At 66.0% G+C, this 25,459-nt stretch carries 26 protein-coding genes; 20 read left to right on the plus strand and 6 right to left on the minus strand.

Annotated elements, in window-relative coordinates; translation table 11 throughout:
- Positions 1–25: 25 nt before the first annotated feature.
- Entirely contained in the window at positions 26–160 is a 135-nt protein-coding gene (locus CA606_RS20025) for a transposase domain-containing protein (RefSeq protein ID WP_423752945.1), read from the minus strand.
- 255 nt (positions 161–415) lie between these two features.
- Between CA606_RS20025 and CA606_RS08320 the strand changes: the two genes are divergently transcribed.
- Both CA606_RS08320 and CA606_RS08325 read left to right on the plus strand, forming a co-directional pair.
- Positions 416–2,065 carry a glycoside hydrolase family 75 protein gene (locus CA606_RS08320; RefSeq protein ID WP_096051559.1) on the plus strand — a complete coding sequence of 550 codons (1,650 nt, stop codon included), beginning with the start codon at positions 416–418 and terminating at the stop codon, positions 2,063–2,065.
- A gap of 90 nt (positions 2,066–2,155) precedes the next feature.
- Positions 2,156–3,385 carry an MBL fold metallo-hydrolase gene (locus CA606_RS08325; RefSeq protein ID WP_181242850.1) on the plus strand — a complete coding sequence of 410 codons (1,230 nt, stop codon included), beginning with the start codon at positions 2,156–2,158 and terminating at the stop codon, positions 3,383–3,385.
- Positions 3,386–3,480: 95 nt separating this feature from the next.
- Here CA606_RS08325 and CA606_RS08330 read toward each other — a convergent pair whose 3' ends face one another.
- The 3 genes from CA606_RS08330 to CA606_RS08340 all read right to left on the minus strand — a co-directional run bounded on the left by CA606_RS08330 (position 3,481) and on the right by CA606_RS08340 (position 5,724).
- On the minus strand, positions 3,481–4,248 hold the full coding sequence (locus CA606_RS08330; protein WP_096051557.1) for an SOS response-associated peptidase family protein: 768 nt from the start codon (positions 4,246–4,248) through the stop codon (positions 3,481–3,483).
- Positions 4,249–4,538: 290 nt separating this feature from the next.
- A complete protein-coding gene (locus tag CA606_RS08335) occupies positions 4,539–4,925 on the minus strand; it encodes a hypothetical protein (protein ID WP_096051556.1) in 387 nt (128 codons plus the stop codon).
- 394 nt (positions 4,926–5,319) lie between these two features.
- Positions 5,320–5,724, minus strand: coding sequence for a helix-turn-helix domain-containing protein (locus CA606_RS08340; protein ID WP_096051555.1), 405 nt, complete (start codon positions 5,722–5,724; stop codon positions 5,320–5,322).
- Positions 5,725–5,829: 105 nt separating this feature from the next.
- On the opposite strand from CA606_RS08340, the gene CA606_RS08345 reads away from it, so the two are divergent.
- Complete coding sequence (locus CA606_RS08345; protein WP_096051554.1) at positions 5,830–6,702, plus strand: endonuclease/exonuclease/phosphatase family protein; 873 nt, start codon at positions 5,830–5,832, stop codon at positions 6,700–6,702.
- Entirely contained in the window at positions 6,699–7,595 is an 897-nt protein-coding gene (locus tag CA606_RS08350; RefSeq protein WP_096051553.1) for a 3'-5' exonuclease, read from the plus strand. The genes CA606_RS08345 and CA606_RS08350 overlap by 4 nt, the downstream gene beginning before the upstream one ends.
- A 62-nt stretch (positions 7,596–7,657) precedes the next feature.
- Here CA606_RS08350 and CA606_RS08355 read toward each other — a convergent pair whose 3' ends face one another.
- On the minus strand, positions 7,658–8,131 hold the full coding sequence (locus CA606_RS08355; protein ID WP_096051552.1) for a GatB/YqeY domain-containing protein: 474 nt from the start codon (positions 8,129–8,131) through the stop codon (positions 7,658–7,660).
- 627 nt (positions 8,132–8,758) lie between these two features.
- Here CA606_RS08355 and CA606_RS08360 point away from each other — a divergent pair.
- From CA606_RS08360 to CA606_RS08370, 3 genes are all read left to right on the plus strand, one after another.
- Positions 8,759–10,354 carry a type IV secretory system conjugative DNA transfer family protein gene (locus tag CA606_RS08360; RefSeq protein WP_097563461.1) on the plus strand — a complete coding sequence of 532 codons (1,596 nt, stop codon included), beginning with the start codon at positions 8,759–8,761 and terminating at the stop codon, positions 10,352–10,354.
- Between the two features lie 8 nt (positions 10,355–10,362).
- Positions 10,363–10,779 carry a ribbon-helix-helix protein, CopG family gene (locus tag CA606_RS08365; RefSeq protein ID WP_096053825.1) on the plus strand — a complete coding sequence of 139 codons (417 nt, stop codon included), beginning with the start codon at positions 10,363–10,365 and terminating at the stop codon, positions 10,777–10,779.
- A 485-nt stretch (positions 10,780–11,264) separates the two neighbouring features.
- Positions 11,265–11,561 (plus strand): hypothetical protein, encoded by a 297-nt coding sequence (locus tag CA606_RS08370; protein ID WP_096051551.1) that lies wholly within the window; start codon positions 11,265–11,267, stop codon positions 11,559–11,561.
- Positions 11,562–11,577: 16 nt separating this feature from the next.
- On the opposite strand, the gene CA606_RS08375 is transcribed toward CA606_RS08370, so the two are convergent.
- Positions 11,578–14,376 carry a M16 family metallopeptidase gene (locus CA606_RS08375; protein ID WP_181242851.1) on the minus strand — a complete coding sequence of 933 codons (2,799 nt, stop codon included), beginning with the start codon at positions 14,374–14,376 and terminating at the stop codon, positions 11,578–11,580.
- 425 nt (positions 14,377–14,801) lie between these two features.
- Between CA606_RS08375 and CA606_RS08380 the strand changes: the two genes are divergently transcribed.
- The 13 genes from CA606_RS08380 (at position 14,802) to CA606_RS08440 (ending at position 25,407) form a co-directional block, all read left to right on the plus strand.
- Positions 14,802–15,173, plus strand: a complete 372-nt coding sequence (locus tag CA606_RS08380; RefSeq protein ID WP_097563462.1) for an MmcQ/YjbR family DNA-binding protein — start codon at positions 14,802–14,804, stop codon at positions 15,171–15,173.
- 124 nt (positions 15,174–15,297) lie between these two features.
- The gene (gene trbB / locus CA606_RS08385) at positions 15,298–16,251 is read left to right on the plus strand and encodes a P-type conjugative transfer ATPase TrbB (RefSeq protein WP_096051548.1); all 954 of its coding nucleotides are present in this window, start codon (positions 15,298–15,300) and stop codon (positions 16,249–16,251) included.
- Positions 16,252–16,328: 77 nt separating this feature from the next.
- The gene (locus tag CA606_RS08390; RefSeq protein ID WP_096053824.1) at positions 16,329–16,703 is read left to right on the plus strand and encodes a TrbC/VirB2 family protein; all 375 of its coding nucleotides are present in this window, start codon (positions 16,329–16,331) and stop codon (positions 16,701–16,703) included.
- On the plus strand, positions 16,703–16,969 hold the full coding sequence (locus tag CA606_RS08395; protein WP_096051547.1) for a VirB3 family type IV secretion system protein: 267 nt from the start codon (positions 16,703–16,705) through the stop codon (positions 16,967–16,969). The genes CA606_RS08390 and CA606_RS08395 overlap by 1 nt, the downstream gene beginning before the upstream one ends.
- 3 nt (positions 16,970–16,972) lie before the next feature.
- Positions 16,973–19,417 carry a conjugal transfer protein TrbE gene (gene trbE, locus CA606_RS08400; RefSeq protein ID WP_096051546.1) on the plus strand — a complete coding sequence of 815 codons (2,445 nt, stop codon included), beginning with the start codon at positions 16,973–16,975 and terminating at the stop codon, positions 19,415–19,417.
- Positions 19,414–20,130: a P-type conjugative transfer protein TrbJ gene (trbJ, locus tag CA606_RS08405; protein ID WP_096051545.1), complete on the plus strand. Its 717-nt coding sequence runs from the start codon at positions 19,414–19,416 to the stop codon at positions 20,128–20,130. The genes trbE and trbJ overlap by 4 nt, the downstream gene beginning before the upstream one ends.
- Positions 20,127–20,354, plus strand: coding sequence for a putative entry exclusion protein TrbK-alt (gene trbK-alt, locus CA606_RS08410; protein WP_096051544.1), 228 nt, complete (start codon positions 20,127–20,129; stop codon positions 20,352–20,354). Before trbJ ends, trbK-alt begins: the two co-directional genes overlap by 4 nt.
- Positions 20,351–21,619: a P-type conjugative transfer protein TrbL gene (gene trbL / locus CA606_RS08415; RefSeq protein ID WP_096051543.1), complete on the plus strand. Its 1,269-nt coding sequence runs from the start codon at positions 20,351–20,353 to the stop codon at positions 21,617–21,619. Before trbK-alt ends, trbL begins: the two co-directional genes overlap by 4 nt.
- Positions 21,616–22,302 (plus strand): conjugal transfer protein TrbF, encoded by a 687-nt coding sequence (gene trbF / locus CA606_RS08420; protein ID WP_096051542.1) that lies wholly within the window; start codon positions 21,616–21,618, stop codon positions 22,300–22,302. The genes trbL and trbF overlap by 4 nt, the downstream gene beginning before the upstream one ends.
- On the plus strand, positions 22,299–23,075 hold the full coding sequence (gene trbG / locus CA606_RS08425; RefSeq protein WP_096051541.1) for a P-type conjugative transfer protein TrbG: 777 nt from the start codon (positions 22,299–22,301) through the stop codon (positions 23,073–23,075). The genes trbF and trbG overlap by 4 nt, the downstream gene beginning before the upstream one ends.
- Complete coding sequence (locus CA606_RS08430; RefSeq protein ID WP_096051540.1) at positions 23,075–24,232, plus strand: TrbI/VirB10 family protein; 1,158 nt, start codon at positions 23,075–23,077, stop codon at positions 24,230–24,232. The genes trbG and CA606_RS08430 overlap by 1 nt, the downstream gene beginning before the upstream one ends.
- On the plus strand, positions 24,232–24,456 hold the full coding sequence (locus CA606_RS08435) for a DUF2274 domain-containing protein (protein WP_096051539.1): 225 nt from the start codon (positions 24,232–24,234) through the stop codon (positions 24,454–24,456). The genes CA606_RS08430 and CA606_RS08435 overlap by 1 nt, the downstream gene beginning before the upstream one ends.
- A 408-nt stretch (positions 24,457–24,864) precedes the next feature.
- A complete protein-coding gene (locus CA606_RS08440) occupies positions 24,865–25,407 on the plus strand; it encodes an antirestriction protein ArdA (protein WP_096053823.1) in 543 nt (180 codons plus the stop codon).
- Positions 25,408–25,459: the final 52 nt, after the last annotated feature.

The following is a 25,459-nucleotide window of genomic DNA, read 5'->3' on the forward strand; positions in this document are numbered from 1 at the left end:
CCGCCAATTCCACAGCAGCAACTCGTCAATCCTTTGCGCGCGATGCCCTCCAAAGGCGAACTAGGCTCTCGGCGAGCCAGGCTTGGGGATCGACAGAATTCATCTTGGCGGTGACGATCAGGCTGTAGAGGATCGCCGGGCGCTGGCGACTTCGACCTATTGTAGGTCACGCGGCCGGGTGAGGCGCGGCCGGCGACAATGGCTGAACTAGCAACGGCTTTGGACATGGCTTAAGCATTTCCGCCGCTCCGAAAACGCTGTTATCCAATATGGATATTTCCTTTCAGGTTGTATATCCTTCGAGTTCTCGTCGGGATGCCGTGATCGGCCGCGACCGGTTGTGCCGGGCGTAACGCATTCGGATCAACTGCGTGGCGTTGTGCCGCGCGCGCCGTCAAGCAAGACAGGGGCTGTGATGCGTTTGAACCTAGTCGCGAGTTTGGGCGCGGCGGGTGTCCTGCTTGTCGGTGAGCCAGCGGCGTCGGCATCCATTGGAGCCTGCAAATTCGATAGCGTCAGATTGCGTTTCGCGGGAACCGCGCAAGAGCAGGCGGCCTGTCTACTCAAACGGATACTGCCGCGCGGTGCTGGGTCGGTCGATCAACCCGTACCAGTTTGGCTGTCGGTTAGGCTCGATACGCCTGTGGGCATCTCGGCCGAGGCCCTGACGCACTACCTTAGCGCCTCGGGAGTAGCGCCGGATGCGGTCGGTGGTGCAATCGTTGCCGGCGAGGCCAGCGACAAGCGCTACTTTGTCATCCACGACACCAGTTCGCCGGTGATCGAAGATCGCGATGCGTTCCCCGCCGACATGGATTTGGCAACATACAAGGGCAACACCCTATCTTGGCCAGGCTTGGCAAAAAGGGCCAATCTCATCATCACCCGCGACGGGCGTTCTGGCACGTTCAATAGGTGGAGCGCAGCGCGCGATCTGCCCGCGACTAAGCTGGAGCAGAATTCAGTTCTTCCGGCTGCGCGGAAGGTGTTTGTGCACGTTGAAAATGTGCAGCCCCGAATTCAGCCAAAAGGGTCCTGGGCCTGGAAGGCGCCGGTTCCTGGTTTGACCATCGTCCAGCGGCGACGCCTCGCATTGGCCTATGTCGCCGCCAGCGTCAGTGTGGGTCGCTGGTTGATCCCAGCGCTGCATTTCAACGTCGACAAGGGCGGCCCCGCTGGCGAAGCCCATGACGACGCCCAGAACTTCGATTTAGCGGCCTGGGTCGAAGACGTGCAGGCAATTGATGCAGCCGTGCGAGCTGGGAAACCTGCACCTCCTATCGAGAAAATCGCTTCAGCCAACCTTACAGCGCCCACCTGGCCGTCGTGGGTGAATCTGTCGTCGCTGACCGACGTCGATGAGAATTATCGCGGTGAATTCATGGGCTGTGACACCGCCAATCGTTTCCGCAGTATTTCCCTGCCAGCGACGCTCAGTGGCCGCACCTATTACGGCTGCATCAGCGATCCCAATCAGGTCACGGCCCTACGTCAGGCAGCGGGCGTACCTGGCAAGTCCCCTAAGCTTGTGGCCTTCACCTCAAAGCTTAGCGTCGATCTCGACGGTTCTTGGTACGCCTGCCATACGCCGGGTCAGACTGACCAGTGCGGCACCTCTTTGTCGCTCCGCAACAGCGCGGGTGTTGAAACCCCCGTAAGCTCCGATTTCGTGCCCTATGTGGTCATGCCAGTCGCAGGGCCGACCAGCGCACTGGCCCAAGAGTTTCGGTCATTGACCGGGCTGAAGATGGGCGATTTCGGTGTGGTTCTGACAAAGACCGATGTGATCCCGGTGATCCTGGCCGACGGCGGACCGTTTCCGAAACTTGGCGAGGGTTCGATCGCGCTTCACCGCCACCTGGGACGAGAGCTTTGCAAGACCAAGGACGCGCAGGGGCGATGCACAAGCATCGTGCGCCCCCTCAGCAGCGCTGCTGGACCGTTCGTGACTGTGCTCTTCCCAGGTAGTCGCATCCCCGGTCTTAAAGCCGAAGAGGTCGAAGCCGTGACCAAGCGAGAAGGTCTCCGACTTTGGGAGCAAGTCAGAGCGGGTTTCGACCGGTAGGGGCCGCCAGAAATGCCGTGCTCGGCTGAATCTGGCCGTCGATGCCCCGCTCATCGTGCGGGAGCGAAATCACAATTGATGGAGGCTTGGATGTTGGTGTCCCGTTCGGATCGTTTGAACCCGCGTCTCCGTCAGGTGCTCGGGCTCGCCCTTGCGCTAGCCACGTCAATGTTCGCAGCGGTGGCGAGCGCCGACGACGTTGTCGCCTCGCCGGACGTGCAAAGCCAGGTCGTCGTGCGCGACAGGCCCATGGGGGCGCCGGCTAAGCGTGTTGGCGTAGTGCGAAAGGGTGAGCGGGTCACTCTGCTCGAAAGCGTCCCTTACTATTATCGGGTTCGGCTGGCGAACGGGACCGAAGGCTATGTCGCCAAGCGCTGGGCCGATGTGGCTTCGGTCACGCCGGCGGCCTTGTCTGGCGGGGATCTGGTCCTGCACTTCATCGATGTTGGGCAGGGGGATGCGACCCTGGTGGAGTGCCCGAATGGCTCCACCATCCTGATCGACAGCGGCAGCACCAGCGGCCAGGATCCCGATGAGGTTCAGGCCTATGTCAACGGCGTGCTGGAAAAGCACGGCGGTGACCTCGACCATCTGATCGTGAGCCACCCCGACGCAGATCACTACAATCTGCTGGAGGATGTCTTGAGGGACGTGCGTGTTCGCCGATCATGGTACGTTGGTACGCGAGCCGACTATTCGGACAAGCAAACTTTCGACTGGCTCAAGGGTGTGGCCGAGCAACCGGTTGTGCTGGGCCCGGACAACTACGACCCGCAGGAAACGGCCAATTCAGCATTAAGCTGCGGCGCGGCGAAGGTCTGGATTCTGGCGGCTGGCGTCGAAGCCTCCAAGAGTTACAAGAACGCCATGAGCATCGTGGTTATGATCCGCCACGGTGACTTCGAAGCGATCGTTACGGGCGACGCCACATTGGACACCGAAGCTGTCGTCCTTTCACGGTTCTCGCCGGCTTGGCTCGATGTCGACTTGCTCCGGGTCGGGCACCATGGAAGCTACGCGACCTCTACCTCCCGTCGGTGGGCAGACACTCTTTCACCCCGTATCGCGGTTTTCAGCGCTGGGTATGAGAATAGCTATGGCCACCCGCGAGGGGAGGTCGTGGATCGACTACTGCCGCATGTCGAAAGTCACGCCGTGCATGGCTTTCGATCCGCCACGCCCAACCCACGGGACGAAGGCCCAAAGTACGTGTTTAAAAACGCGCAGGAGGGCAGGGGCGTTTACGCGACGGCGATGAGCGGCACAGTCATCGTATCTAGCTATGGCTCTGGCTATTCGTTGAAGGCTGAACGCAACTAGGTGCGTCGGTCTTGGATTAGGCGTCGTCGACACCGCAGCACAATCTGCGTGAGCTCCGATCACCCAAGCCGCGTGAGCGGCTCATTCCAATGCTGCTAACTCGCCTCGACCCGGTTGTCCGGGGCTTTGATAACCTGAAGGTCTTCATCTGGCAGGGGCCGCTGTAACGTCCTTGCCTCCCCCCAAGGCGCCCGCAGCCAGGTATCGACCTCTTCAGCCGTCCGCAGAAACACCGGCATGGCCTTCCTGTGGTAGGGCGCGACCACGGCGTTGGCCTCGGTGGTTAGGAAGCCGTAGACCTCCATCTCCTCCCAGCCCGTCTTGATGGTCTTGACGCAAGCATGCGGCGTCCAGATCCCTGCGAAGTAGGCCAGACGCCGCTCGCCCACCTCGGCGAACCACACCGGCTTGAGCGACTTGGTGAAGTCCTGGTCGGGCTCACAGAAGGCGGTGATCGGCACAAGGCACCGGTTCTCAACGCCCTGCCAGCGCGCCCAGTGGCGGTTATCGAGGTCGCGGATGTTGGTGACGCCAGGATCGGGCTCGACCCGGAGGAGTTCGCTGAAGTCGTAAGACTTACCCGCCTTGTCGAGGCGCGCCGTGCGCTTCTTGGTCAGCTCAATCATCCGGGCCTTGGACGACGGCATGCCCCAGCGCGCGAAATGCACCTCGTGCTCGCCGTTCAGCCCCAACCGCACCGTCGGCTTGCGATAGTTGGGATAGGTGAACTGCTTGTAGGAAAGATCGGTGTTGGCCTGGCTGAACGTCACGCCGCCGGGCAGGCTCAGCGTCTTGCCGAGCAGATCCTCGTGGGCCTTAGCCCACCCGAAGATGTCGTAGTAGAGCTCTTCGATGTTGCACATGCGCGGGTTCCGCCGTGGCCTGTGGTCACGCTATCGGATGGAAAGGGTCGTGCAAGAGGCGCGCTCCGCCGCGTTTCTCCCGGCTATGACCTTTTCCCATCGATCTTGATCCCGACGCCCTTCGCGCCGCAGGCGCTGCAGCGGAGCGCGCGTTGAAGCGCGGCCGGCCGCATCCAGGCGCCGGCCTTGGCCAGGATCATCGTTCGGTCCCAATGGGCGCGATGTCCGCAGGCGCACCAAACGCTGAGCGAAAAGAGCTTGCCGGTCCTAGGGTCCATGTCGGCCATGGCTCAGGCCGTCCGGCTGGGCGGGCGCCAGCCATAGCCATAGTCGCTGGGATTGAGACCGGCTTCGGACAAGGCCGTGATGGCTTCCCACCGAAACTGCTCTGACAGGTCGCCAGGATCCCAGACGCCGCCGATCGCGGTCATCATCGGCATCCTGCGCCCACAGCGCGGACACGGCGTGCGCTGCTGGATCTGCGCCATGGTGGCGCCGAGCAGGACGCGAGCCCGGCCGAGCATGACATCGCGCCGCCAGGTGCGGGTCGTTCGGCAATCTAGGCACGCAAAATGGATCTCCATCTTGCGCTCCAGGGCCTCAACGAGGCGCAGTTGCGCAAAGCGCGGATCCAGCGCCGTCAGCTTTCGGCGCTGCTGGTCCGAGAGCTCAGGCACCGGCGGACGGCTCCACGCGTCGTACCGCCCGCCAATAGGACCAGGGCTTACCGCTGACCTCCTCGACCTCAAACCAGGCCGTCTCCCCTTCAAAGTTGGGGACGTGCTCAGGGCTAACGAAGCTGCACAGGCTCCGCTGAGCGCGCCGGGTCCCGCCTTTGAAGGTGAAGAAGAGCGTTCGGCCCGGCTCAGCGCCGCTGGACTGGGTTACGCGCTGCAACTCGACCACCATGCGCTTGATGATCCGCTCGGGTTTGGGCGCGCGGGGGCTCGCGCGCTGTGGGGCGCGTGGGGGCGGCATGACAATCTCCGTGTTCGCCAAACGTTCTCTTTCTGAAGGCGCGGAGAGTCAATCGGTCATGGATAGGGTTTTGGGGATTGGCCGGCGGAGGCCTTAGTTCTGAACGGGCTCGGCTTGGCCTGGAGCCATGCTCTCGGCGAGCTCCGTCAAAGCCCGCTGCTGGCGCGGATCAAGCTTGGTGAACACGCTGGCCAGTCGGGTGGCGTAGGGCGTGGCGAAGAACTGCGCGAAATGCTCAGCAAAGCCATCGCCGGGATCGGCCTCAAGCCCTTCAAAGAGGGCGCCGGGTGGAATCTGCAGAAGGCGGGTAGCTTCGAACAGCTTCGAGGCGGAGATACGGTTCATCCCGCGCTCGTACTTCTGGATCTGCTGAAAACTGACGCCGAGCGTCTCCCCCAACGCCTCCTGCGAAATCCCCGCCGCCAGGCGATAGGCGCGGATCAGCTTGCCGACATGAAGGTCGGTCGGGTGCGGCGTGGTCACGGGCGCATCGCTCATGGCGCTAGACCTTAGTCGCTCAATCCCAGATAGCAACAATGGCGGGGCAGGCTGGTCAGACTCCCGCGTGTTGGACTAGGACTGGGCGACAAGATGGAGACGACAATGTTGCAGCGTATGACAGCCCTGGCCTTGGCTCTTTCGCTGGGCGCCTGCGCCGCAGGCCCGACCAAAGCCGCCGAGCCGCTGCGCATCGCCACCTGGAACCTGGAACATCTCGCCGAAGACGGCGCCCAGGGCTGCCGGCCGCGCAGCGAGGCCGACTATGCGTTGCTGCGCAGCTACGCTGATCGCCTCAACGCCGATGTCGTCGCCTTCCAGGAGGTGGAGTCGCTTTCGGCCGCCGCCCGCGTCTTTGATCCGGCGAAGTACCAGCTGGTCATCGAAGCACGCCCGGCCGGCGATCGTTTCCCGTGCCGGGGCCTGGAGGGGCGTAGCCTGACGCGTCAGGCCGTCGGGTTCGCCATTCGTAAGGGGATCGCGTTCGAGCGCGCCGGTGACCTGACCGACCTGCAGCTGGGCGATCCAAACCTGCGCTCGGGCGTCGATGTGACCATCCGCGCCCCGGGCCGCGCGCCGTTGCGCCTGCTGGCTGTGCACCTGAAGTCGGGTTGCGCCTCGGGCGACAAGGGTGAGGCCTGTGCGACCCTGATGCGCCAGGTACCGATCCTGGAAAGCTGGATCGATGCGCGCGCCAAGGAGGCGATGCGTTTTGCGGTCCTGGGTGACTTCAACCGACGTCTGGCGCGTAGCGGCGATGTCGTCTGGGCCGATATTGACGACGCCGATCCGGCCCATGCCGATCTGTCGCTGGCGCAGGGCGGGGCCGGGCCCAAATGCGATCCGCGCTTTTCGGAGTTCATCGACCACGTCGTGCTCGACGCCCGGGCTAGCCGCGACCTCCTCGGCTTTGAGGAGCTGACCTATGCCGGCGAGCGGCCGTCCGATCACTGTCCGGTCGTCGCGACACTGAAGTGACGTCCTCGCCCGACGACCTTGAGGCGATGGCGCAGGCCCTGGAGGCCAGCGGTCGCTATCGCGTCCTGCGCCGCCTGGAGGCGCCGCGCTTTGCGCTGGGGTCTGCGATCGGCCAGGTCCGGCGCGGTGTCATTCTCGATCTCGAGACCACGGGCCTTGATCCGAAGACCGACGAGATCATCGAGATCGGTATGGTTCCGTTCGACTATGACGTCGGCGGCCAGATCGTCTCAGTCGGCGCGCCGTGCTCGCGGCTGCGCCAGCCCTCCAAGCCCATTCCGCCAGAGATCACCAAGGTCACCGGCATCACCGATAAGATGGTGCAGGGCCAGGTGATCGACCCGGACGAAGTCGCCGCGTTCATCGACGATGCGGCTGTGATCATCGCCCATAACGCCGCCTTTGACCGGCGTTTCGCGGAGCGGTTCTGTCCGGGGTTTGTCGCTAAGGCCTGGGCCTGTTCCTTCACCCAGATCGACTGGACGGGCGCGGGCCATGAGAGCGGCAAGCTCGCCTTCCTGGCGGCGGCTTACGGCTTTTTCCATGACGGGCACCGCGCGCATCACGACTGTCTGGCGACCCTGGAGATCCTGGGCGCGCCGCTCGCGGGAACCGACGGAACCGGATTGCAGGCGCTGCTGATCGCTGCGCGCAAGGCCACGGTGCGGATCTTCGCCGAGCATTCCCCCTTTGAGCTGAAAGACGTGCTCAAGGCGCGCGGCTATCGCTGGAACGGTGAGGCGGGGCCATCGCCCCGCGCCTGGTGGATCGATGTCGAGGCGGCCGATCTGGCCGCAGAGCTCGACTATCTGCAGGCGGAGATCTATCGCGGCGAGGTTCACCTGCCGACCCGCAAGATCAGCGCCTTTGAACGGTTTTCAGAGCGGGTCTAGGCGCTGATCGCCGTGAGGCGCGGCTTGTTTGCCTGCGGGTCTGGAGCGATCGCCCTGCTAATCTAATCCTTGGCCAAGGCGCTGGCCGCCTTACCATCATACTGACCCGCGAAGTTGGCCTTCAGGTGGGCCATGATCATGCCGACATTGGCGCCCGGCGTGTTGGCCCGAAACGCATCGATGACCGCGCGCAGTTGCGCCTGGCTCATCTGCTGTGGGCCATAGGCGGACAGGACCGCCAGTTCGGCTTGCGCCGCCGTGATCCGCTCATCCACCCTTGACGCATCGCCCCCGCCTTGAAGGAGGCGCGCGCGTTCGGTCGCGAGGTTGTCCAGCGTCTGTTTCGTGCTCTTCACGAACTTGGCGAGGGTCGCGGCGACCTTGTCGTCGGTGACCTCTGTCACGCCGCGCTTGAACTCTTCGGTCGTGATCTGAGCCGCTTCGCCAATCAAGGTGGTCAGCAGGTCCGCCTTGAGACGGGCGTTGGCTTTGCGCGCCGCCAGTTGGTCAGCCTTGAGCTCGTCGAGCAACGCCATCTCGTCGTCCTTTCGCGTTTGGCCAAGGGCCCTTCGTCGCAGCGATGCCGGGCCGTCAAGTCCAGGGGGGCGCGCTTTGGCGCAGACCCCCGCAGCCTCGTCGTCTCTGATACGGCGATCGCGCGGCGCGCGCGATGACTTTGCTGGTTTGGGTTCGTTCAGGACGGGGTTAGGCCACGCGTGTCAGCCCCGCCTTGGACCGCCGTCGGGTGTCGGTGAGCGTGCGGCGGTCGCGCTCGGTCCCGCGGCGCGCGCCGCTCCCTCGGGCGCGCCCCTGACGGGCGGCGCGCAATCAGGTTGCGCGCCGCCGCCGCACGCTCGACGCCGCTTCCCGACCGCGCCGGGCGCGGTCTCCTGGCAGGCTTCATGGTCATGAGCGCCCGCGATGCGGGCGCGCAAGCGGCCGACCCCGGGGTCGGCCTTGGCTTGGGGCTGGCGCCCCCGGCGCGCTTCGGATCGTCTTCCGCCCACCTTCGGTCGTGTCGGCAGGCGGCCGCCTCGCCACGGCGCGCCCTGCAGGCGGGTCCCCGCGAAGACGCCCCTCCGCTTGCACCCCCCCGCTCGCCGCTGGGCAGGGTTTGAAGGCGCGCTTTGCGAGCCTGCAAACCCTGACCCAAGGAGACGGACATGACCCCCCAATCAACCCCTGCGACCGTCGCTGACGCTTTGGTCGCCAAGCCCGGAGCCATCAACGTTCAGTACGGCGAGGTTCGCGATATTCCGCTCAATCGTCTCAAGGCCTCGCCCAAGAACGTGCGTCGGGTGGGCCATAGCGCCGAGGTGATCGCTGCGCGCGCCGCCTCGATCCGCCACAAGGGCGTCTTGCAGCCGCTGGTGGTCGAGCCGGAGATCAAGGCGGGGCGCGAGACCGGCTATTACCTGGTCAGCGCCGGTGAGGGGCGGCGCCAGGCCTTGCGGCTCTTGGCCAAGCGCAAGGCCCTGGCCAAGGGCGCGCTGGTGCGCTGTGTGGTCGACGGCGCGCTGGAGCGTCGCAGCCATTGGGACAAGACCAGCCATAGTCTCTTGGTCGGCACGATCCTGCATGTGCTCTACGCCGAGGCGGACAAGACCCTGGCCGGTGTCGCCAAGGTCCTGGCCGATCCCTCGCGCAGCATTGAGGCCACGCTGCGCGCCATGATGGCGACCAAGCACCTTGGCGATGCGGTTCACCCGGTGGTCGCCAGCGCCGCCCGCGAGCTCCTCAACAAGAGCGAGAATGAGCGCTCAGGCGTGTTGTCGACGGCGATGAGCTTCCTGGGGCTCTACCAGGATCCGATCGTCTCTGCGGTGACCTCGCGCTGCGACTGGAGGATCGAAGACCTCGTCTCTCTGGACGAGCCCGTGACGCTCTACCTTGTCGTGCCGCCGTCCGACATCAGCCGGACGCGTCCGCTGATCCGACTGATCCTCAATCAGATCGGCCGGCGGCTGACCGAAGGCCTAGAGGCTGCGCGCCATCGTCGGCGGCTCTTGCTGATGTTGGATGAGTTTCCTGCGCTCGGACGACTCGATTTCTTTGAGCAGGCCCTGGCCTTCATGGCCGGGTACGGGATCCGTGCGTTCCTCGTCGCCCAGAGTCTGAACCAGATCGCCAAAGCCTATGGGGATCAAAACTCTATCCTCGACAATTGCCACGTACGCGTCGCGTTCTCGACCAATGATGAGCGCACCGCGCGCCGGATCAGCGACAGCCTGGGCACCGCCACCGAGATGCGGGCGATGAAGAACTACGCTGGCAACCGGCTCTCGCCGTGGCTGGGCCACTTGATGGTCAGCCGGCAAGAAACCGCGCGGCCGCTGTTGACGCCCGGCGAGGTGATGCAGCTTCCGGCCCATGAAGCGGTGATCCAGGTCTCCGGCGTGGCCCCGATCCGGGCCACCAAGGTGCGCTACTATCGTGACCCGGCGCTGGCGGGGCGGGTGGCGGCCCCGCCGGGCTCTGTCGCGCCGATATCGCGTGAGGGGCCAAGCTCGTGGAACGACAGGACCCCGGGATCCGTCCAGATGGGAGCTGTTTGTCCTCGTCGCGGCGGGGAGGGCGGTCTTCGGATCGAACCTGAGCCAGAACAACAGCCCGATATCGTTGTGGAAGAGCAGCCTGAGCGCCCCCCGCTCGACCTGGACCTCGACGCTGATGATGGGGCCGCTGCGGCACAGGGCGAGCGGTTCCGCTCTGTCGCGCGTCAGGCGGCGCTCGACCCTGATGATGGCATTCCGTTGTGAGCGGCGGGGTGAAGGTTCAAGCGAAGGTCTTCTTGTCAGGTGACCTTGCGCGAGCGCTGGACGAGCGCGCGCGCCGCACGCGGCGCTCGAAGTCCGAGATCACCCAGGCGGCGCTCGCCGCGTTCTTATCTCCGGATGGTCACGAAGCCGTCGAAGCGGCGCTGGTGCGACGGCTGGATCGGATCAGTCGTGAGCTGGAGCGGCTCGACCGCGACGTGACGATTTCGAACGAAGCCTTGGCGCTGTTGATCAAGGCTTGGCTTACAGCGACGCCCATACTCAGCGCGGCGGATCAGCGGACCCAAAACGCCAAAGGGCAGGAGCGTTACGCCGGCTTTCTGGAGGCGCTGGCGCGGCGGCTGTCGTCAGGTCGATTGTTGCGCAACGAGGTGCTGGAGGAGCGGGACGGGAAGGGGGAAGTCTGACTCTTCTCGGACTCTGGGAAGGTCCGCTCCCGGGCGCACGCGCCGGAACCTAAATCCAGGGCGCCCGCCGCGTCCGGTTCTGACTCATCGCTTCCGTTCGGAAGGTCCGCTTGCTGGAGGCAAGGGAGAGGCGAGCAGCATGTGCCCGGCTGCGGGAAAACCTGACTCAACGCCGAACTTCGGAACGTCCGCTATCGGATCTATGCGACACCGGTGCCGGGCATGAACAGAACCGTCTCTTCCTTATTTAAGGCCTGTCTACGCTCGCGGCCAGGTTGAAGCATAACGGCCCGCGACAAAGCGTAGACCTAACCGGCGCAGCGCATCACCCGCCTGGCGGGCTCCACGCAAATGCTAAGCTCAGGGTTGACAGATAACGTTCGCGAGTTCCAAGTTGAAGTGGGCAGGGGGACGCTAATGGGCAAGGTCGTTTAACGGACAGACTGCAGGTCGTACTCGCCGCGCCGACACGCTCGATCGGCGGGGTGAAGATCGGGCAGCCCGTTCGCGTCGCTGTCGATGCTTTTTCGGTACAAAGGTACGGCTTGGTACAAGGCGTCGTTCGCTCGATCGGAGGCGCGCCGGTCCAAGCCGCCCAATTGGGTATGCCTTTCGACATCAAGGAACCTGTCTATGCCGTGACCGTAGAGATCACTGGGGGGCCTTCGCCGCGCTCGACGCTCATTTCGCAGCTGCAGCCCGGGATGACGGTAAAGGCCGTGGTTGCAACAGACCGGCGCAAGCTTTTCGACCGGTTCTTCTCCAGAAGCCGCGACGGCTAGCGGACTGACCCTTCAACTAGTGCGCTTTGGTGGCGCGCTGGGGCGGAAGAATGCGCATCGTCCACGGCGGTGTCATGATCATGAAGTCAGAGACGGCGGCCTGTACCTGCTGCGCCGTGATCGCATCCAAATCTTGGCGACGCGTGACGAATGAGGCGCGTGCGCGCGCGTCATGCGTCAACTCGAACAGACGGGTCACCCAAAACCCATTGGAACGTTCTTCGCGCTCAACGCCGTCCCTCAAAGGCTGCTTGGCACGTTCCAACTCATCGGCCGCAGGGCCCTCGCTTGCAAGTCGCGCGACCTCCTCGAGGATCGCCTGATTGATTTGGTCGAGCGCTTGCGGAGTGGCTTCTGCTGAAATGGAAATCTGCCCATGACCGGCTGCTGCCGCAGAATAGGCCGTGCTCACGAACACACCGTAGACAAGGCCTTCTTTGGTTCTGAGACGATCCGTCAAGCGGGTACGCAAAAGCGCCGCAGCGAGGCCGATCGCGCGAGAGCGCTTGGGATCGACATAGGCGCCGAGGGTCGGCCAGGCCATCACGATCATCGATTGGTTCGCGGCGCCCTCGTGATGCGCCACCAGATGCGAAGGCGCGGGGAACTTGGCGGGCTGCACAGCCGATATCGGAACAGCGATGGAGGGGAACCTGCCGATCGTAGCCCGCGCGGCGTCAAGCGCCGCGTCGACTTCAACGTCTCCGATGATCGTCACGTCTGCCACGCCCGAAGCCAGGATAGGATCGAAGAATTCACGAACATCCTTGGCCGAAACCGCCGCAGTCTCGACGGCAGTCGGTAGCGTGCTCCACCTCTGATCGCCCGAGTGCAGAAGTCGCGGCACGTCGCGCAGATAGACGCCCGCCGGTTTGCTGAACAACGTATCCAGCTCGGCCAACTGTTCAGTCCGGCGGCGCTCCAATGCGCCTTCGCGGAAGGCAGGTTGACTGACGAGGGCGGATAAAAGCTCGAGTTGCCGATCCAAATCCGCCGCGCGGGTCACGCCGCTCAAATATGAGCCCGTCTCGGTCAGGCGGAACGCGGCGGAAAGCTTAGCGCCCGGCGCCGCGCGCCATGCGTCTGTAAGCGTTAAGGCCTTCGTTCCGCCGTCGGCGTAAGTCGATGCCAGCCATAGGGGAGAAGGGCGGTCGGCCGGCAGATCGAGCACGCCTCTGCGTAGCCGGATTGAGACGAGAATCTCGTCTCGAACAAAATCCGTCTTCTTCACCAGGATCCTGATGCCGTTGTCCAAGGTGGCGACAGTGACGCCAAAAGTCTCATCGAGCTTTCGCTCGGTAACCTTGGCCAAGGTCCCACCTTCCACATGGAACGGCCATTTTGGCGCGCCAAGCGCTTCTAGAGCCGGCGACGGAGCGGCCGCCGCAGCGTCAGCATAGATCTTGGCCGCCCGGTTGACGGCGTCGGACTCCTGTTGGGAACCGAAAAGCATAATGGTCGGCCCGGAGCCAAACAACTCGGCGTATGTCTTTTGCACCGCCGCCACGTCCAGGCGGCTTGAGAAATCTAGAAAGCGGTCGCGGTTTTGCAGCGCACTGGTCGCGACCTCATTGTCGGCGGCGAGTTCAACCAGATGATCGGCGATATTCGCCGGGTCTTCGGAGTTCAATCCCATAAGCCGGGTTTCGTGCCGCAGTCTGAAGCGCGCGAGCACGCGCGACACTTCCGCGCTGGTTGGCGCGGTCGTCAACATACGTCGGTGTTCTGCGACCAAGCGCGAGAGCGCGACCGGCCAGTGGTCGTCAGCGCTTCTGGCCTCCAGCTGCATCCTCAGGCCACGGATCGCGTCGTTGGACTTCGTCAGGTGGGCGTCGAAGAAAGGCGCGTCGGTGGTCAGAGAAATGGCGTCAAGGCGGTCGTTCACGACTCCAATGGCGACAGCTACCTGGAGGTCCCGTCGCTCTCGAGCGACGGTATCGGCACGACTGTCATAAGGGGCGCTCCAGACGAGTCGAACAGACCGTGATAGTCCTTTTTCCACATGAGTGAAGGCTCGCGCTCCAGAAATGGGCCGCAACGCCAAGTCAGGTCGAACAGGCGCAGGCGGAGCCCTCCAATCGCCAAAACGTTGTTCGATCATCCGAACGATACCATCGGGATCTTCTGCGCCGACCACGACGACCACACCGCGGTCCGGCGTGTAGAGGCGTGATTTGAAGGCTGTCAGCTTCGACGCAGTAGCGTTGCGAAGCTGAGCTGCGCTTGGGATAATTGGCCGCTCAAGCGCGAGTTGCGGCGTCGGCAGAGCACGACGGAAGGCAGCCTCGGCCCGTTCTGCAACGGTATCCCTGAGCGCGCCCTCGGCGAGGACAACTTCCTTCTCTCTGGCGAGTGCGGCGGCGTCGATGCTCGACGCACGGCTCGCCTCCGATAGGAACGTCAGAGCCGTGCCGATCATCCTGGGGTCGTTGCGCGGCAAGTTGACCTGATAAACGGTCTTGTCCAAGTAGGTGAGCGCGTTGAGATCTGGACCAAAAACTAAGCCCGCCGTCTCGAGCTCACGCGTTGTCTGTCCGCCGCCGTTCCGGAACGCCATGTGCTCCAACAGATGCGCAAATCCAAGCTCATCGGACCGTTCGTCGATCGAGCCGACGGCGAAGGCCAAGCGCAGTGCAACCCGCTTACCCGGCGCGACGGCCGGCCGAATGACATAACGCAAACCATTGGCGAGTACGCCGAATCTCAGGCTCGGATCTGGAACGACGTCAGAATATGTCTGGGCCCATACTCCGACGCGCTTCTGAGGGATGATCTCGTCGGCGCACGACGCCTTCGACTGGGCAAGTGCGATCAAGAGAATCGCAACCGAGGCTAGAATTCGCATGGGCTGTGTATCGCGGCTATTTGCTAGGTGATCAAGGATTGTCCAGTCTCTCGCAGAGGGCTTATTTCAAGCCTTTAGCGCACAAGAATCTTTGCTGCGGTCAAGAGCGTCTCCCTTTTGCTAGTGCGCGACAGTCTGCTATCGGCGCTGCCCTGCCGGAGTGAAGCCGGCCCCGTAGGAGCCGCGCATCACCGTCGGGGCGTCGGACATTGATCACCAACCTGTGGTGCCGAAACAGCGGCTCCAGCAGGCTTCATACCAGCAATCTGAGCGTCGCCTTCCTGGAGCCGTGCCAAGGTCGGCTTCTGGCGCACGACCGACTTTGACGTTCGAAGGCGCGACTTTGCCTCGAAACGGCGACTCGGATTTTGATCTCCGCCGCTGACGAGGATCCGATGACCCCTGATGAATTTTCAGCGCTGGCGATGGGCTTTGGACCCGGCGTCCAGGCCAAGTCTATCCTTGAAGCCGTTCAGTTTCGGCTGGGCGGCAGGGCTTTTGCGACCTTGGGCTGGCCGGCCCAAGGCTGGGCGGTGGTCAAGCTGGCGCCGTCTCGCCAGGCTTGGGCGCTGTCGCGGGGCGAAGGCGTAATCCCCGAGCCGGGGCGACGGCGCAAGGCGGGCATCGTCATGATGCGGCTTGCGGCGATTGATGCGGGCGTGGCGGCGGAAATCTTGGCTGAGGCTTGGGTTTTCGCGCATCGGGCGAGCGGGTCAGGGCGCAGCGCCGGTGTCGTTGCGCCGGTGGGACGGGCTTTGGCGGCCTGATCCGAAGGGCGCTCACCGCCGTTCGCCTGTCTTTGTCCGATCGGGTTCGATCCGCTGATTTGGCTGTTGAGATCGGCCGGATTGCGGTCCTCTTACTCATCCCCGTCATCCACGGGGATCGGTCATGGACCTTTCGCAAATCGAGGCCGGACGCGCGCGCAGCCGTCAGATGCTGCGCACGGCGCTGGGCCTGGAGCTTCTCAGCCGGCTTGAAGACCCCGCCGTGGGCGAGGTCATGCTCAATCCCGATGGCCGGGTGTGGATCGACCGCTTTGATGTGGGCCTGGTCGATGCGAACCTCACCCTCTTGCCGGCGGACGCCGAGCGGGTCCTGCGGTTGGTGGCCCATCATGTCGGCGTCGAGGTTCATGCGGGCCGGCCTCGCCTTTCGGCGGAACTGCCTGGAAGCGGCGAGCGCTTCGAGGGGCTGATCGCCCCCTTGGCCAGGGCCCCGACCTTCTCGATCCGCAAACCCGCAAGCCTCGTTTTTAAGCTCGACGACTATGTCGCATCCGGTGTGATGAGCGCGCGGCAAGGGCGGGTGCTGGCGCAGGCCGTGGCGGACCGGGCCAATATCCTGGTCGCGGGGCCGACCTCCAGCGGCAAGACGACGCTCGTTAATGCGCTGTTGGCGCAGATCGCCCTTGGCGAGGATCGGGTGATCCTCCTGGAGGACCTGCGCGAGCTGCAATGCCCCGCGCCCAATCAGGTCGCCCTGCGCACGTCCGAAGGCCTGGCCAGCCTCACCGACCTTGTCCGGTCGGCTTTGCGGCTGCGGCCCGACCGCATCATCATCGGCGAGGTGCGCGGCCCCGAAGCCCTCGACCTGGTCAAGGCGTGGGGCACCGGCCATCCCGGCGGCGTGGGGACCCTGCACGCCGGGTCGGCCCTGGGCGCTTTGCTGCGCCTGGAGCAGCTGATCCAGGAAGCGGTGATCACCGCCCCGCGCGGCCTGATCGCCGACACCATCGACCTCATCGCCGTGCTGGCTGGACGCGGAAAGGCCCGGCGCTTGACCGAGCTTTTCCGGGTCGAGGGCCTTGGACCGGACGGCGCCTACCAGCTTTGCCCCGCTTGAGGGCTACGCCTGCAACTCCCCCCCCCATCCCTGAAGGAGATCATCACATGCCTCTCAGCCCCGTCGTCCCGGCGTCCTTGGAGCCTCTTCATGGCCAGTCTGACCGCGCGCCAGGGGCGCGCGGCCATCGTCTGCGGCGTCCTAGCGATGGTCCTGGGCTTATCGGCGTTCTGGCCGCCGGCCTGACCCTGCTGAGCGCTCAGGCCAAGGCGGCCGGCTCGGGCATGCCCTGGGAGGCGCCGCTGCAACAGATCCTGGAGTCGGTCGAAGGACCGGTGGCCAAGATCATCGCGGTGATCATCATCATCATCACCGGTCTGGCCCTGGCCTTCGGCGAAACCTCCGGCGGTTCGCGCAAGCTGATCCAGATCGTCTTTGGCCTGTCGATCGCCTTCGCCGCCAGCTCGTTTTTCCTGTCGTTCTTCTCGTTCGGCGGCGGAGCGCTGATCTGATGGCCCAGGATCGCGCCCTGGGGTTCGCCGCGCCGGTCCATCGGGCGCTCACCCAGCCGATGCTGCTGGCCGGCGCCCCGCGCGCGATCGCCCTGGTCAATGGCACCCTCGCTGCGGCCCTTGGCCTTGGCCTGCGTCTTTGGATCGTGGGACTCTTCGTCTGGCTTGCGGGCCATGCGCTGGCCGTCTGGGCCGCGCGGCGTGATCCGCAGATCTTCGAGGTCGGCGTGCGCCACGTGCGTCTGCCGGCCCATCTGGAGGTCTGAGCCGTGCTTGATCTTCGCGAATATCGCCGCCGCCCCGCGCGCCTGGCCGACTACCTGCCCTGGGCCGCCTTGGTCGCGCCGGGGGTGGTGCTCAACAAGGACGGCGGCTTTCAGCGCACCGCTGAGTTTCGGGGGCCAGATCTCGATAGCGCCACCGACGCTGAGGTCGCCGTCGTCGCCGCCCGCCTCAACAGCGCCCTGCGGCGCCTGGGCTCGGCATGGGCGATCTTCATCGAGGCCCGCCGTGATCCAGTGGCGGACTATCCCGCCAGCGACTTTCCCGATCCGGTGTCGGCCTTGGTCGATGCGGAGCGACGCGCCGATTTTGTCGGGAGCGGCGAGCACTATGAGAGCCGCTATTTCCTGACCCTGAGCTACCTGCCGCCGGCTGAGCAACAGGGCCAGGTCGCGCAATGGTTTGTCGAAGGCAAACGCCAGGCCAGGCTCGACTGGCGCGCGGAGCTCGTCGCCTTCGTCGACCGCACCGATCGCTTCTTGGCCTTGCTCGAGGGTCTGTTGCCGCGTTTGGCCTGGCTCGATGACACCGCGACCTTGAGCGTCCTGCACGGCGCGGTCTCGACCACACGTCAGCGCGTGGCCGCGCCTGAAACCCCGATCTATCTCGACAGTCTTCTGGCCACGGAAGCTTTGGCCGGCGGTCTGGAACCGCGCCTGGGAAGGGCGCATCTTCGGGTCCTGACCGTGGTTGGGTTTCCCCCGGCGACGACGCCTGGTCTGCTCGACGATCTCAATCGTCTGGGGTTCGCCTATCGCTGGACGACGCGGGCGCTTTGCCTGGACAAGACGCTGGCGGCGGGCTTGCTCGCCAAGATCCGTCGGCAGTGGTTTTCCAAGCGCAAATCGGTGCTGGTCTTGCTGCGCGAGGCCCTGACCCAGGAGCCCGCCGCCCTCGTTGATAATGATGCGGCCAACAAGGCCGCCGAGGCGGACCTGGCCTTGCAGGACCTCGGCGGCGATGCGGTCGCCTATGCCTATGTCACCACGAGCCTGGTGGTCTGGGACGAGGATCCGGCCCGCGCCGACGCCAAGCTCGCCCTGGCCGAGAAGGTCATTCAAGGCCGTGAGCTGACGGTCATCCGCGAGAGCGTCAACGCCGTTGAAGCCTGGCTGGGCGCACTGCCCGGGCACGCCTACGCCAATGTCCGTCAGCCGCCGCTCTCGACCCTGAACCTTGCGCATCTGGCGCCGCTGTCGGCGGTCTGGGCGGGACCTGAGCGCAACGCTCATCTGGATGGACCACCGCTCCTGATCGCCCGCACGGCCGGCTCGACGCCGTTCCGGCTCAGCCTGCATGTCGACGATGTCGGCCACTCCCTGGTGGTGGGCCCGACGGGCGCGGGCAAGAGCGTGCTGCTGGCCATGCTGGCCCTGTCGTTCCGCCGCTACCCGGGCGCTCAGGTCTTCGCCTTCGACTTTGGCGCCTCGAGCCGCGCGGCGGTGTTGGCCATGGGCGGAGCGTTCCATGACCTCTCCGGCGAGGGCGCGGCGCGTTTGAGCCTGCAGCCCCTGGCGAGGATTGATCTGCGCGAGGAGCGCGCCTGGGCGGCCCAATGGCTGACAGCGATCCTGGCCCGCGAGGGTGTTTCCATCACCCCGGCGGTGCGCGAGCTCTTGTGGGCGGCCCTGGAGAGCCTGGCCAGCGCGCCGGCGCCTGAGCGCACCCTGACGGGGCTTGTGGCCCTGTTGGCCAGTCCGCCGCTTAAGGCGGCGCTCTCTCCCTTTGTGTTGGGCGGCGCCCATGGACGTCTGCTGGACGGTGCGGAGGAAACCGTGGAGGCGGGCAATGTCCAGGTTTTTGAGACCGAGGGACTTGCCGGCTCAGCGGCCGCGCCGGCGGTCCTGGCCTATCTTTTTCATCGTATCGGCGCGCGCCTCGATGGCCGGCCAACCCTGATCCTGATCGACGAGGGCTGGCTGGCGCTGGACGACCCGGCGTTTGGCGCCCAGCTGCGCGAATGGCTCAAGACCCTGCGCAAGAAGAACGCCTCGGTGGTGTTCGCCACCCAGTCCCTGGCCGACATCACCGATAGCGCTCTTGCGCCGGTGATCGTCGAAAGCTGCCCAACCCGGATCTTCCTGCCTAATCCGCGCGCCCTGGAGCCGCAAGGCGCGGCCGCCTATGCGCGGTTTGGCCTCAATGAGCGGCAAATCCAGATCCTGGCGCGCGCGACCCCGGCCCGCGACTACTACCTGCAATCAAGGCTTGGGGATCGCCTGTTTGATCTGGGCCTTGGGCCCGTGACCCTGGCCTTTTGCGCCGCGTCGTCCAAGGCCGACCAGGCGCTGATCGCCAAGGTCTTGGCGCAGCACGGGTCGGCGGGTTTTGCGCCCGCCTGGCTGCGGGCCAAGGCCCTTGGCTGGGCCGCCGACCTTCTGCCCGGCGCAACGGCTGCGTCGGCGCCGGCGTCTCCGGAGATCGCGTCATGAGCCTCAATCGTCGCCGCCTGGCCAGGGCTATGGCCCTGGGCTGGCTGGCCGCCACGTCACTTGTTCCGGCCAGGGCCTTGGCCCAGTTCACGGTCTTTGACCCGACCAACTACGCCCAGAACGTTCTGCAGGCCGCCCGGGCGCTTGAGACCATCAACAACCAGATCACCGCCCTGCAGAACCAGGCGCAGATGCTGGTGGGACAGGCCAGGAACCTGGCGAGCTTGCCCTATTCGTCGCTGAGCGCGCTACAGGCGCAGGTCGATCGCACGCGCGGGCTTCTCAACGAAGCCCAAGGGCTGGCCTATGACGTCTCCAAGATCCGCTCTGCGTTCCTGACGCAATACGGGACCGTAGAGCCGACGCATGGCGATGGCGCCCTGGCTACGCGCGCCGAGGCGCGCTGGAGCGCGGCGGTGGCCGGATTTGAGGACGCTCTGAAGGTTCAGGCCGGCGTGGTCGAAGGCTTGGGAGCCAGCCGCGATCAGTGGGTGGCCCTCATCGACCAAAGCCAGGGCGCGGTCGGCGCACTGCAAGCCGCCCAGGCCGGCAATCAGCTCCTGGCCCTGCAGGCTGCGCAACTGGCCGATCTTCTGGCGCTGAACGCGGCCCAGGGCCGGGCCCAGGCCCTGGAGGCGGCCGATCGGGTTGCGGCGCGGGCTGACGCCAAGGCGCGGTTTTCCAAGTTCATCGGCAAGGCCGGCGCGCCATGAGCCGGGTTTTGATCTGGAGCCTGGCGCTGATCCTTTTGGTCGGCGCGGCGGTCTTGGCCGGCCAGGGCTCGCCGCCGTCGCCGCGTGCGCGGTCAGTCGTGGCGCCCCGCGACCCTGAGCTTGTTCGCTGTCAACGGCTGGGCGAGGCGGCGGGCCAGGACCTGCGTTGCCAAGCCGCGTGGGCGCGCGCCCGCGGGCGGTTCTTTGGCGAGGGCGGGGCATGAGCGATGTCGGCGTCATCGACCGGTTCTTCGACACCTTCAACCGCTATCTCGACAGCGGCTTTGGGCTGCTGGGCGGGGAGGTGGCGTTTCTCTCCACGACCCTGGTGGCCATCGACGTCACCTTGGCGGCGCTCTTTTGGACCTTGGCCGCCCATGAGGACGTACTGGCCCGGCTGATCAAGAAGACCCTCTATGTCGGGTTCTTCGCCTTCCTGATCGGCAACTTCCAGGTCCTGTCGCTGATTGTGCTCAAGAGCTTTTCAGGGCTTGGCCTGAAGGCCACGGGCGCGGGGATTTCCGCCGAGGACTTCCTGCGGCCCGGGCGTCTGGCGGCGCTGGGCGTGTCCTCGTGCAAGCCGCTCCTGGAAGCGGCCGCTGAGCTGGGCGGCTTCCCCGGCTTTTTTGAAAACATCGTCCAGATCCTCATCCTGCTCCTGGTGGCGCTCTTTGTGATCGTCGCCTTCTTCATCATCGCCGTGCAGATCTTTGTGGTGCTGATCGAGTTCAAGCTCGTCACCCTGGCCGGCTTTGTGCTCGTGCCCTTCGGGCTTTTTGGCCGCACCGCCTTTCTCGCCGAAAAAGTCCTGGGCGCGGTCATCGCCAGCGGCGTCAAGGTCATGGTGCTGGCCATCATCGTGGGGATCGGCGCGTCACTCTTCGCCGAGTTCAACACCGCCTCGCCGGGCCAGCCGACCCTGGAGGAGGTGTTGGCCATGGCCTTGGCGGCCCTGACCTTGCTTGGCCTCTCCATCTTCGGACCCGGCGTCGCTGCTGGCCTGGTGTCGGGCGCGCCGCAACTGGGCGCGGGCGCGGCGGTCGGAACCGGCGTCCTCGTCGGCGGCATGGCCATGGCCGGCGCGGCGGGCGCTCAAATGGTCGCCGGCGGGGTCGCCAGCGGGGTTGCGGGCGGCGGAGCCGGCGCTGCGGCCGCGGCCGGCGGCGGCCGCTCGCCCCCTACAGGCGCGGGGCCTTCTGGCGACCTGGCGCCCCGATCGCCGCCGGGCGGCGGCGGGGTGGCCGCAGAGCGCGCGAGCGCATCGGCCTCGCCCAGCCGCGAGCCTGGCGCGCGGACCGGGACGGGCGCTGCCGAGGGATCGGCCCCGGCCAGCAAGACCGATGCGGTGTCCGCGCCGCCGGCCTGGGCCCGGGATCTGCAGCGCCGTCAGGCCCTGACCCATGGCGCGGCCATGGCCGTCCACGCCCTTGGCGCGGGCGACAGCCCTGGCGCGGGCCCAGCCCCCAACCTTTCGGAGGACAAGTCATGAGCCCGCTCAAGGGATCCGCCCGCTATGGGGCGACGCCAGAGCCGCAAACCGCCTATCAGCGGGCCGGGCAGGCCTGGGATGATCGGATCGGCGCCGCGCGCGTGCAGGCCTTTCACTGGCGCCTCGTGGCGCTGGGGCTCCTGGCCTTAAGCGGGGGCCTGACTGCGGGCCTTGTCACCCTGTCCTTGCGCGGCGGGGTCACGCCCTGGGTGGTCGAGGTCGACAAGCTGGGCGAGCCGCGACTGGCCGCGCCCGCCGTCCAGGGCGCTCAGGCCAGCGATGCGGTGATCGCCTGGAGCCTGGCGCGGTTCATCAGCGATGTGCGCTCCGTCTCCAGTGATCCGGTGTTGATGCGTCAGGCCTGGCTGCGGGCCTATGACTTCACCACGCCAGAAGGGGCGGCGGCCTTGTCCGACTACGCCCGGCGCGCCGACCCGTTCAGTCAGGTGGGCAAGAGCCAGACCACCGTGGCGGTGAGCAGCGTGGTGCGCGCCTCGCCCAGGAGCTTTCGGGTGGCCTGGAGCGAGCAGCGGTTCGAGGCCGGCCAGCTGGTGGCCACCGAGCGCTGGACCGCGATCCTGACCGTCGATCTCAAGCCGCCGCAAACGGCCGAAGGCCTGCGCGCCAATCCGTTGGGCGTCCTTGTCACCGCCCTGTCCTGGTCCAAGGAGTTCAGCACATGAGCCGTCGTCTCTTGGGCGCAAGCGGGATCTGGCTGGCGCTGGCCTCGAGCGCTCTGGCGCGGCCGCCTGCAGTCGACGCCCAACTGGCCGCACCGGCCGGCATGGTCCGCTTGGATTGGGCCGAGCATGCGGTCTTTCCGGTGATCGCCACGCCCGGACGCATCACCGACATTGTTTTGGAGCCTGGCGAAGTCCTGGTCGAAGCCGGCGCGATCGCGGCCGGCGACACCGCGCGCTGGGTGATCGGCGACACAACAAGTGGCGCAGGCGCTTTGCGGCGGGTGCATGTGCTGGTCAAGCCGACCGCACCGGATCTGGCCACCAACCTTTTGATCAACACCGACCGGCGCACCTACCATCTGGAGCTTCGCGCCTCGGCCAGGACCCGGCAGGCTCAGGTCTCCTGGCGCTATCCAACCCCGCCGACGCCCCCTGTTGTCGCCGCGCCGCCCGCGCCGGTTCGTGCGGCGGGCCCGATCAATCACCGCTATCGCATTGAGGGCGACCATCCGTCCTGGCGGCCGCTCGCCGCCCATGATGACGGCCAGCGGGTCTATCTGACCTTTGGGGCTGATGTTCAGTTCGGGGACCTGCCGCCGCTTTATCGCCTGTCGTCCGACGGTAAGACCCGGGAGCTGATCAACTATCGCATCGAGGGGCGCCAGATCGTGCTGGATCGTCTGTTTGACCGCATCGAGCTGCGGCTGGGCCTGAAGTCTTGGGGGCAGCGCGTGCGGGTCGTTCGCTTGGCGAACGCGCCGGAGGCCCGGTGATGAGCGCCGAGCAAGCAAGGTCCGACGCCGAAATCGCCAAGGCGTTGCGCCTGCGGGCGGCGCCCATCCCCGTGGCGAAGATCTCGCGCCGCGCCCTGATGGCCGCGAGCGCTATTGTCCTGATGGGGGTTTTGGGCGCGGTCGGATGGTCGATGCGCGAGTCTGTGCGGCGAGCACCCAAGCCTGCAGAGGTCCCGGTCGCCGCCACGCCGTCGGAGCGCGTCACCGCCTTACCCAAGGGCTATACCGGTTCAGCGGCGGTTCCGGTTCTGGGGCCGCCGTTGCCTGGCGATCTTGGCCGACCGATCCTGGCCGCCCAGAGGGCGCAGGGCGCTGATGGGGCAGGGGGCGGCGTGGAAGTTGCGCGCGCATCGGCCCACGTGGCGACCCGCCCGCCCGTCGAACCGGCCTTGGAGACGCGGGCGGCTTTGCGGCGCGCGGCGGCGTCGAGCGATCTCTTTGTGGCGGGGGCGGCTCGGGGGCGTGCGCCGCAGGGCGCCTCGCCCTTGGCGGCGGGGATGTCGACGCCGCAAGATGCGCAGGATCCGCGCACAACCAGCCTTGAGCGGTTACAAGCGCCGGCCTCGCCCTATCTGCTGCAGGCGGGAACCGTGATCCCGGCAGCCCTGATCACGGGCCTGTCGTCTGAAACCCCCGGCGTCGCCGTCGCCCAGGTCACCCAGGACGTCCATGACAGCTTAGGCGGCGGCTATCTGTTGATCCCGGCCGGGGCGCGCCTGGTCGGGGCCTATGAGGCGGCGGTCAAGACCGGCCAAAGCCGGCTCTCCGTTGTCTGGACCCGCCTGATCCTGCCGTCGGGCCGATCGGTGGTCCTTGACAGCCTGCCGGGCGTTGATCGTCAGGGCATGGCGGGCTTGCAAGATCAGGTGGATCGCCATGGCGACCAGATCCTCGGCGCGGGCGCCTTGAGCACGCTCCTGGCGATCGGCGCGCAGAGCGGATCGTCCAGCGACGACTCTGACCTTGTCCGGGCGCTGCGTCGCGGCGGCGCGGATGTGGTCACCGATGTGGGACGTCAGGTCGTGGGCCGAAGTCTTGAGCGGGCGCCCACACTGCGCATCCGCCCAGGAACGCCCTTGCGGGTTCTGCTGACCAAGGACCTCGTTCTGGAGCCCTATGCTGGAGGAGATCGCTGATGAACAAGCTCAAGCTTCGTCCGCTGGAAGACGAGACCCCGGTCAAGGTCACGGTTGATTTGCCGGCCGCGACCCATCGCAACCTCTTGGCCTACGCCCAGGCCCATGCGGCCCAGACCGGCGGCAAGGCCGCTGAGCCGGCGCGCCTGGTCGTACCCATGCTCGATCAGTTCATGGCCAGCGATCGCGCGTTCGTGCGGGGGCGTAAGGGCCGCGAGGGCTAGCCCTGGATGGCTTCGCGCGGCGCTTTCGCGCCGCCCTGCGCCAGGGTCGGCGAGCACGCGGCGGTCACGCTCGGTCCCGCGGCTTTCGCCGCTCCCTCGGGCGCGCCCCTTAACGGGCGGCTCTCAAGGCAAGCTTAAGAGCCGCCGCCGCGCGCTCAACGCCGCTTCCCGACCGCGCCGGCGCGGTCTCCTGGCGGGCTTCATGACCTCGATGGGCTTTGGCGTCAGCCAAAGCCGGGGCTTGGGGCGCCGCCCCCGGCGCGCTTCGGATCGGCTTCCGCCCAGCTTCGGTCGGCTTGGCCGACCTGCAGCCGGGTCCCCGCGAAGCCGCCCCTCCGCTTGCACCCCCGGTCTCGCCGACGGGCAAGGGTTCGAATGTACGAACCCCTGTCTTGAAGGATGAAGATCATGGGACAAGCGACTGATAAGGCCGGCTCTGTCGCCCTGACGCCGCGCATCTACGCGGCGTGCCTGGCCGCCTATAACGCGGGCGTTCTGCACGGCGCGTGGATCCCGGTCGAGGATGAAGCGCAGGTCTGGAGCGCCATCGCGCGGATGCTTCAGGCTTCGCCCCAGCCGGCGGCCGAGGAATTTGCGATCCACGACCATGAGGACTTTTGCGGCCTTGAGATCGCCGAATACGCCAGCGTCGCGCGCGTGGTCGAGATCGCAGGCTTTCTGCGGGCCCATGGGCGGCTGGGCGCTTTGGTCCTGGCCGAGGTCGGCGGCGATCTGGCGGCGGCGAACACGGCGCTTGAGGGGCAGTATCGCGGCTGCTTCTCCAGCCTGGCCGATTGCGTCCAGGCCCTGACCGAGGAGACGGTCGACATCCCGAAGGCTCTGCGAGGGTACATCGATTACGACGCCATGGCGCGCGACGCACGCTTGAACGGCGAGGTCTTCACCGTCGAGACCGCCCATGACGAAGTCCATGTCTTCTGGGTTTGCTAGCTCTGGCGCTAAGCCATCAGCAGCCCGAAAACCGTGACGCTCCCCAGCAAGG

Source organism: Caulobacter vibrioides, from assembly GCF_002310375.3.
GTDB lineage: Bacteria > Pseudomonadota > Alphaproteobacteria > Caulobacterales > Caulobacteraceae > Caulobacter > Caulobacter vibrioides_D.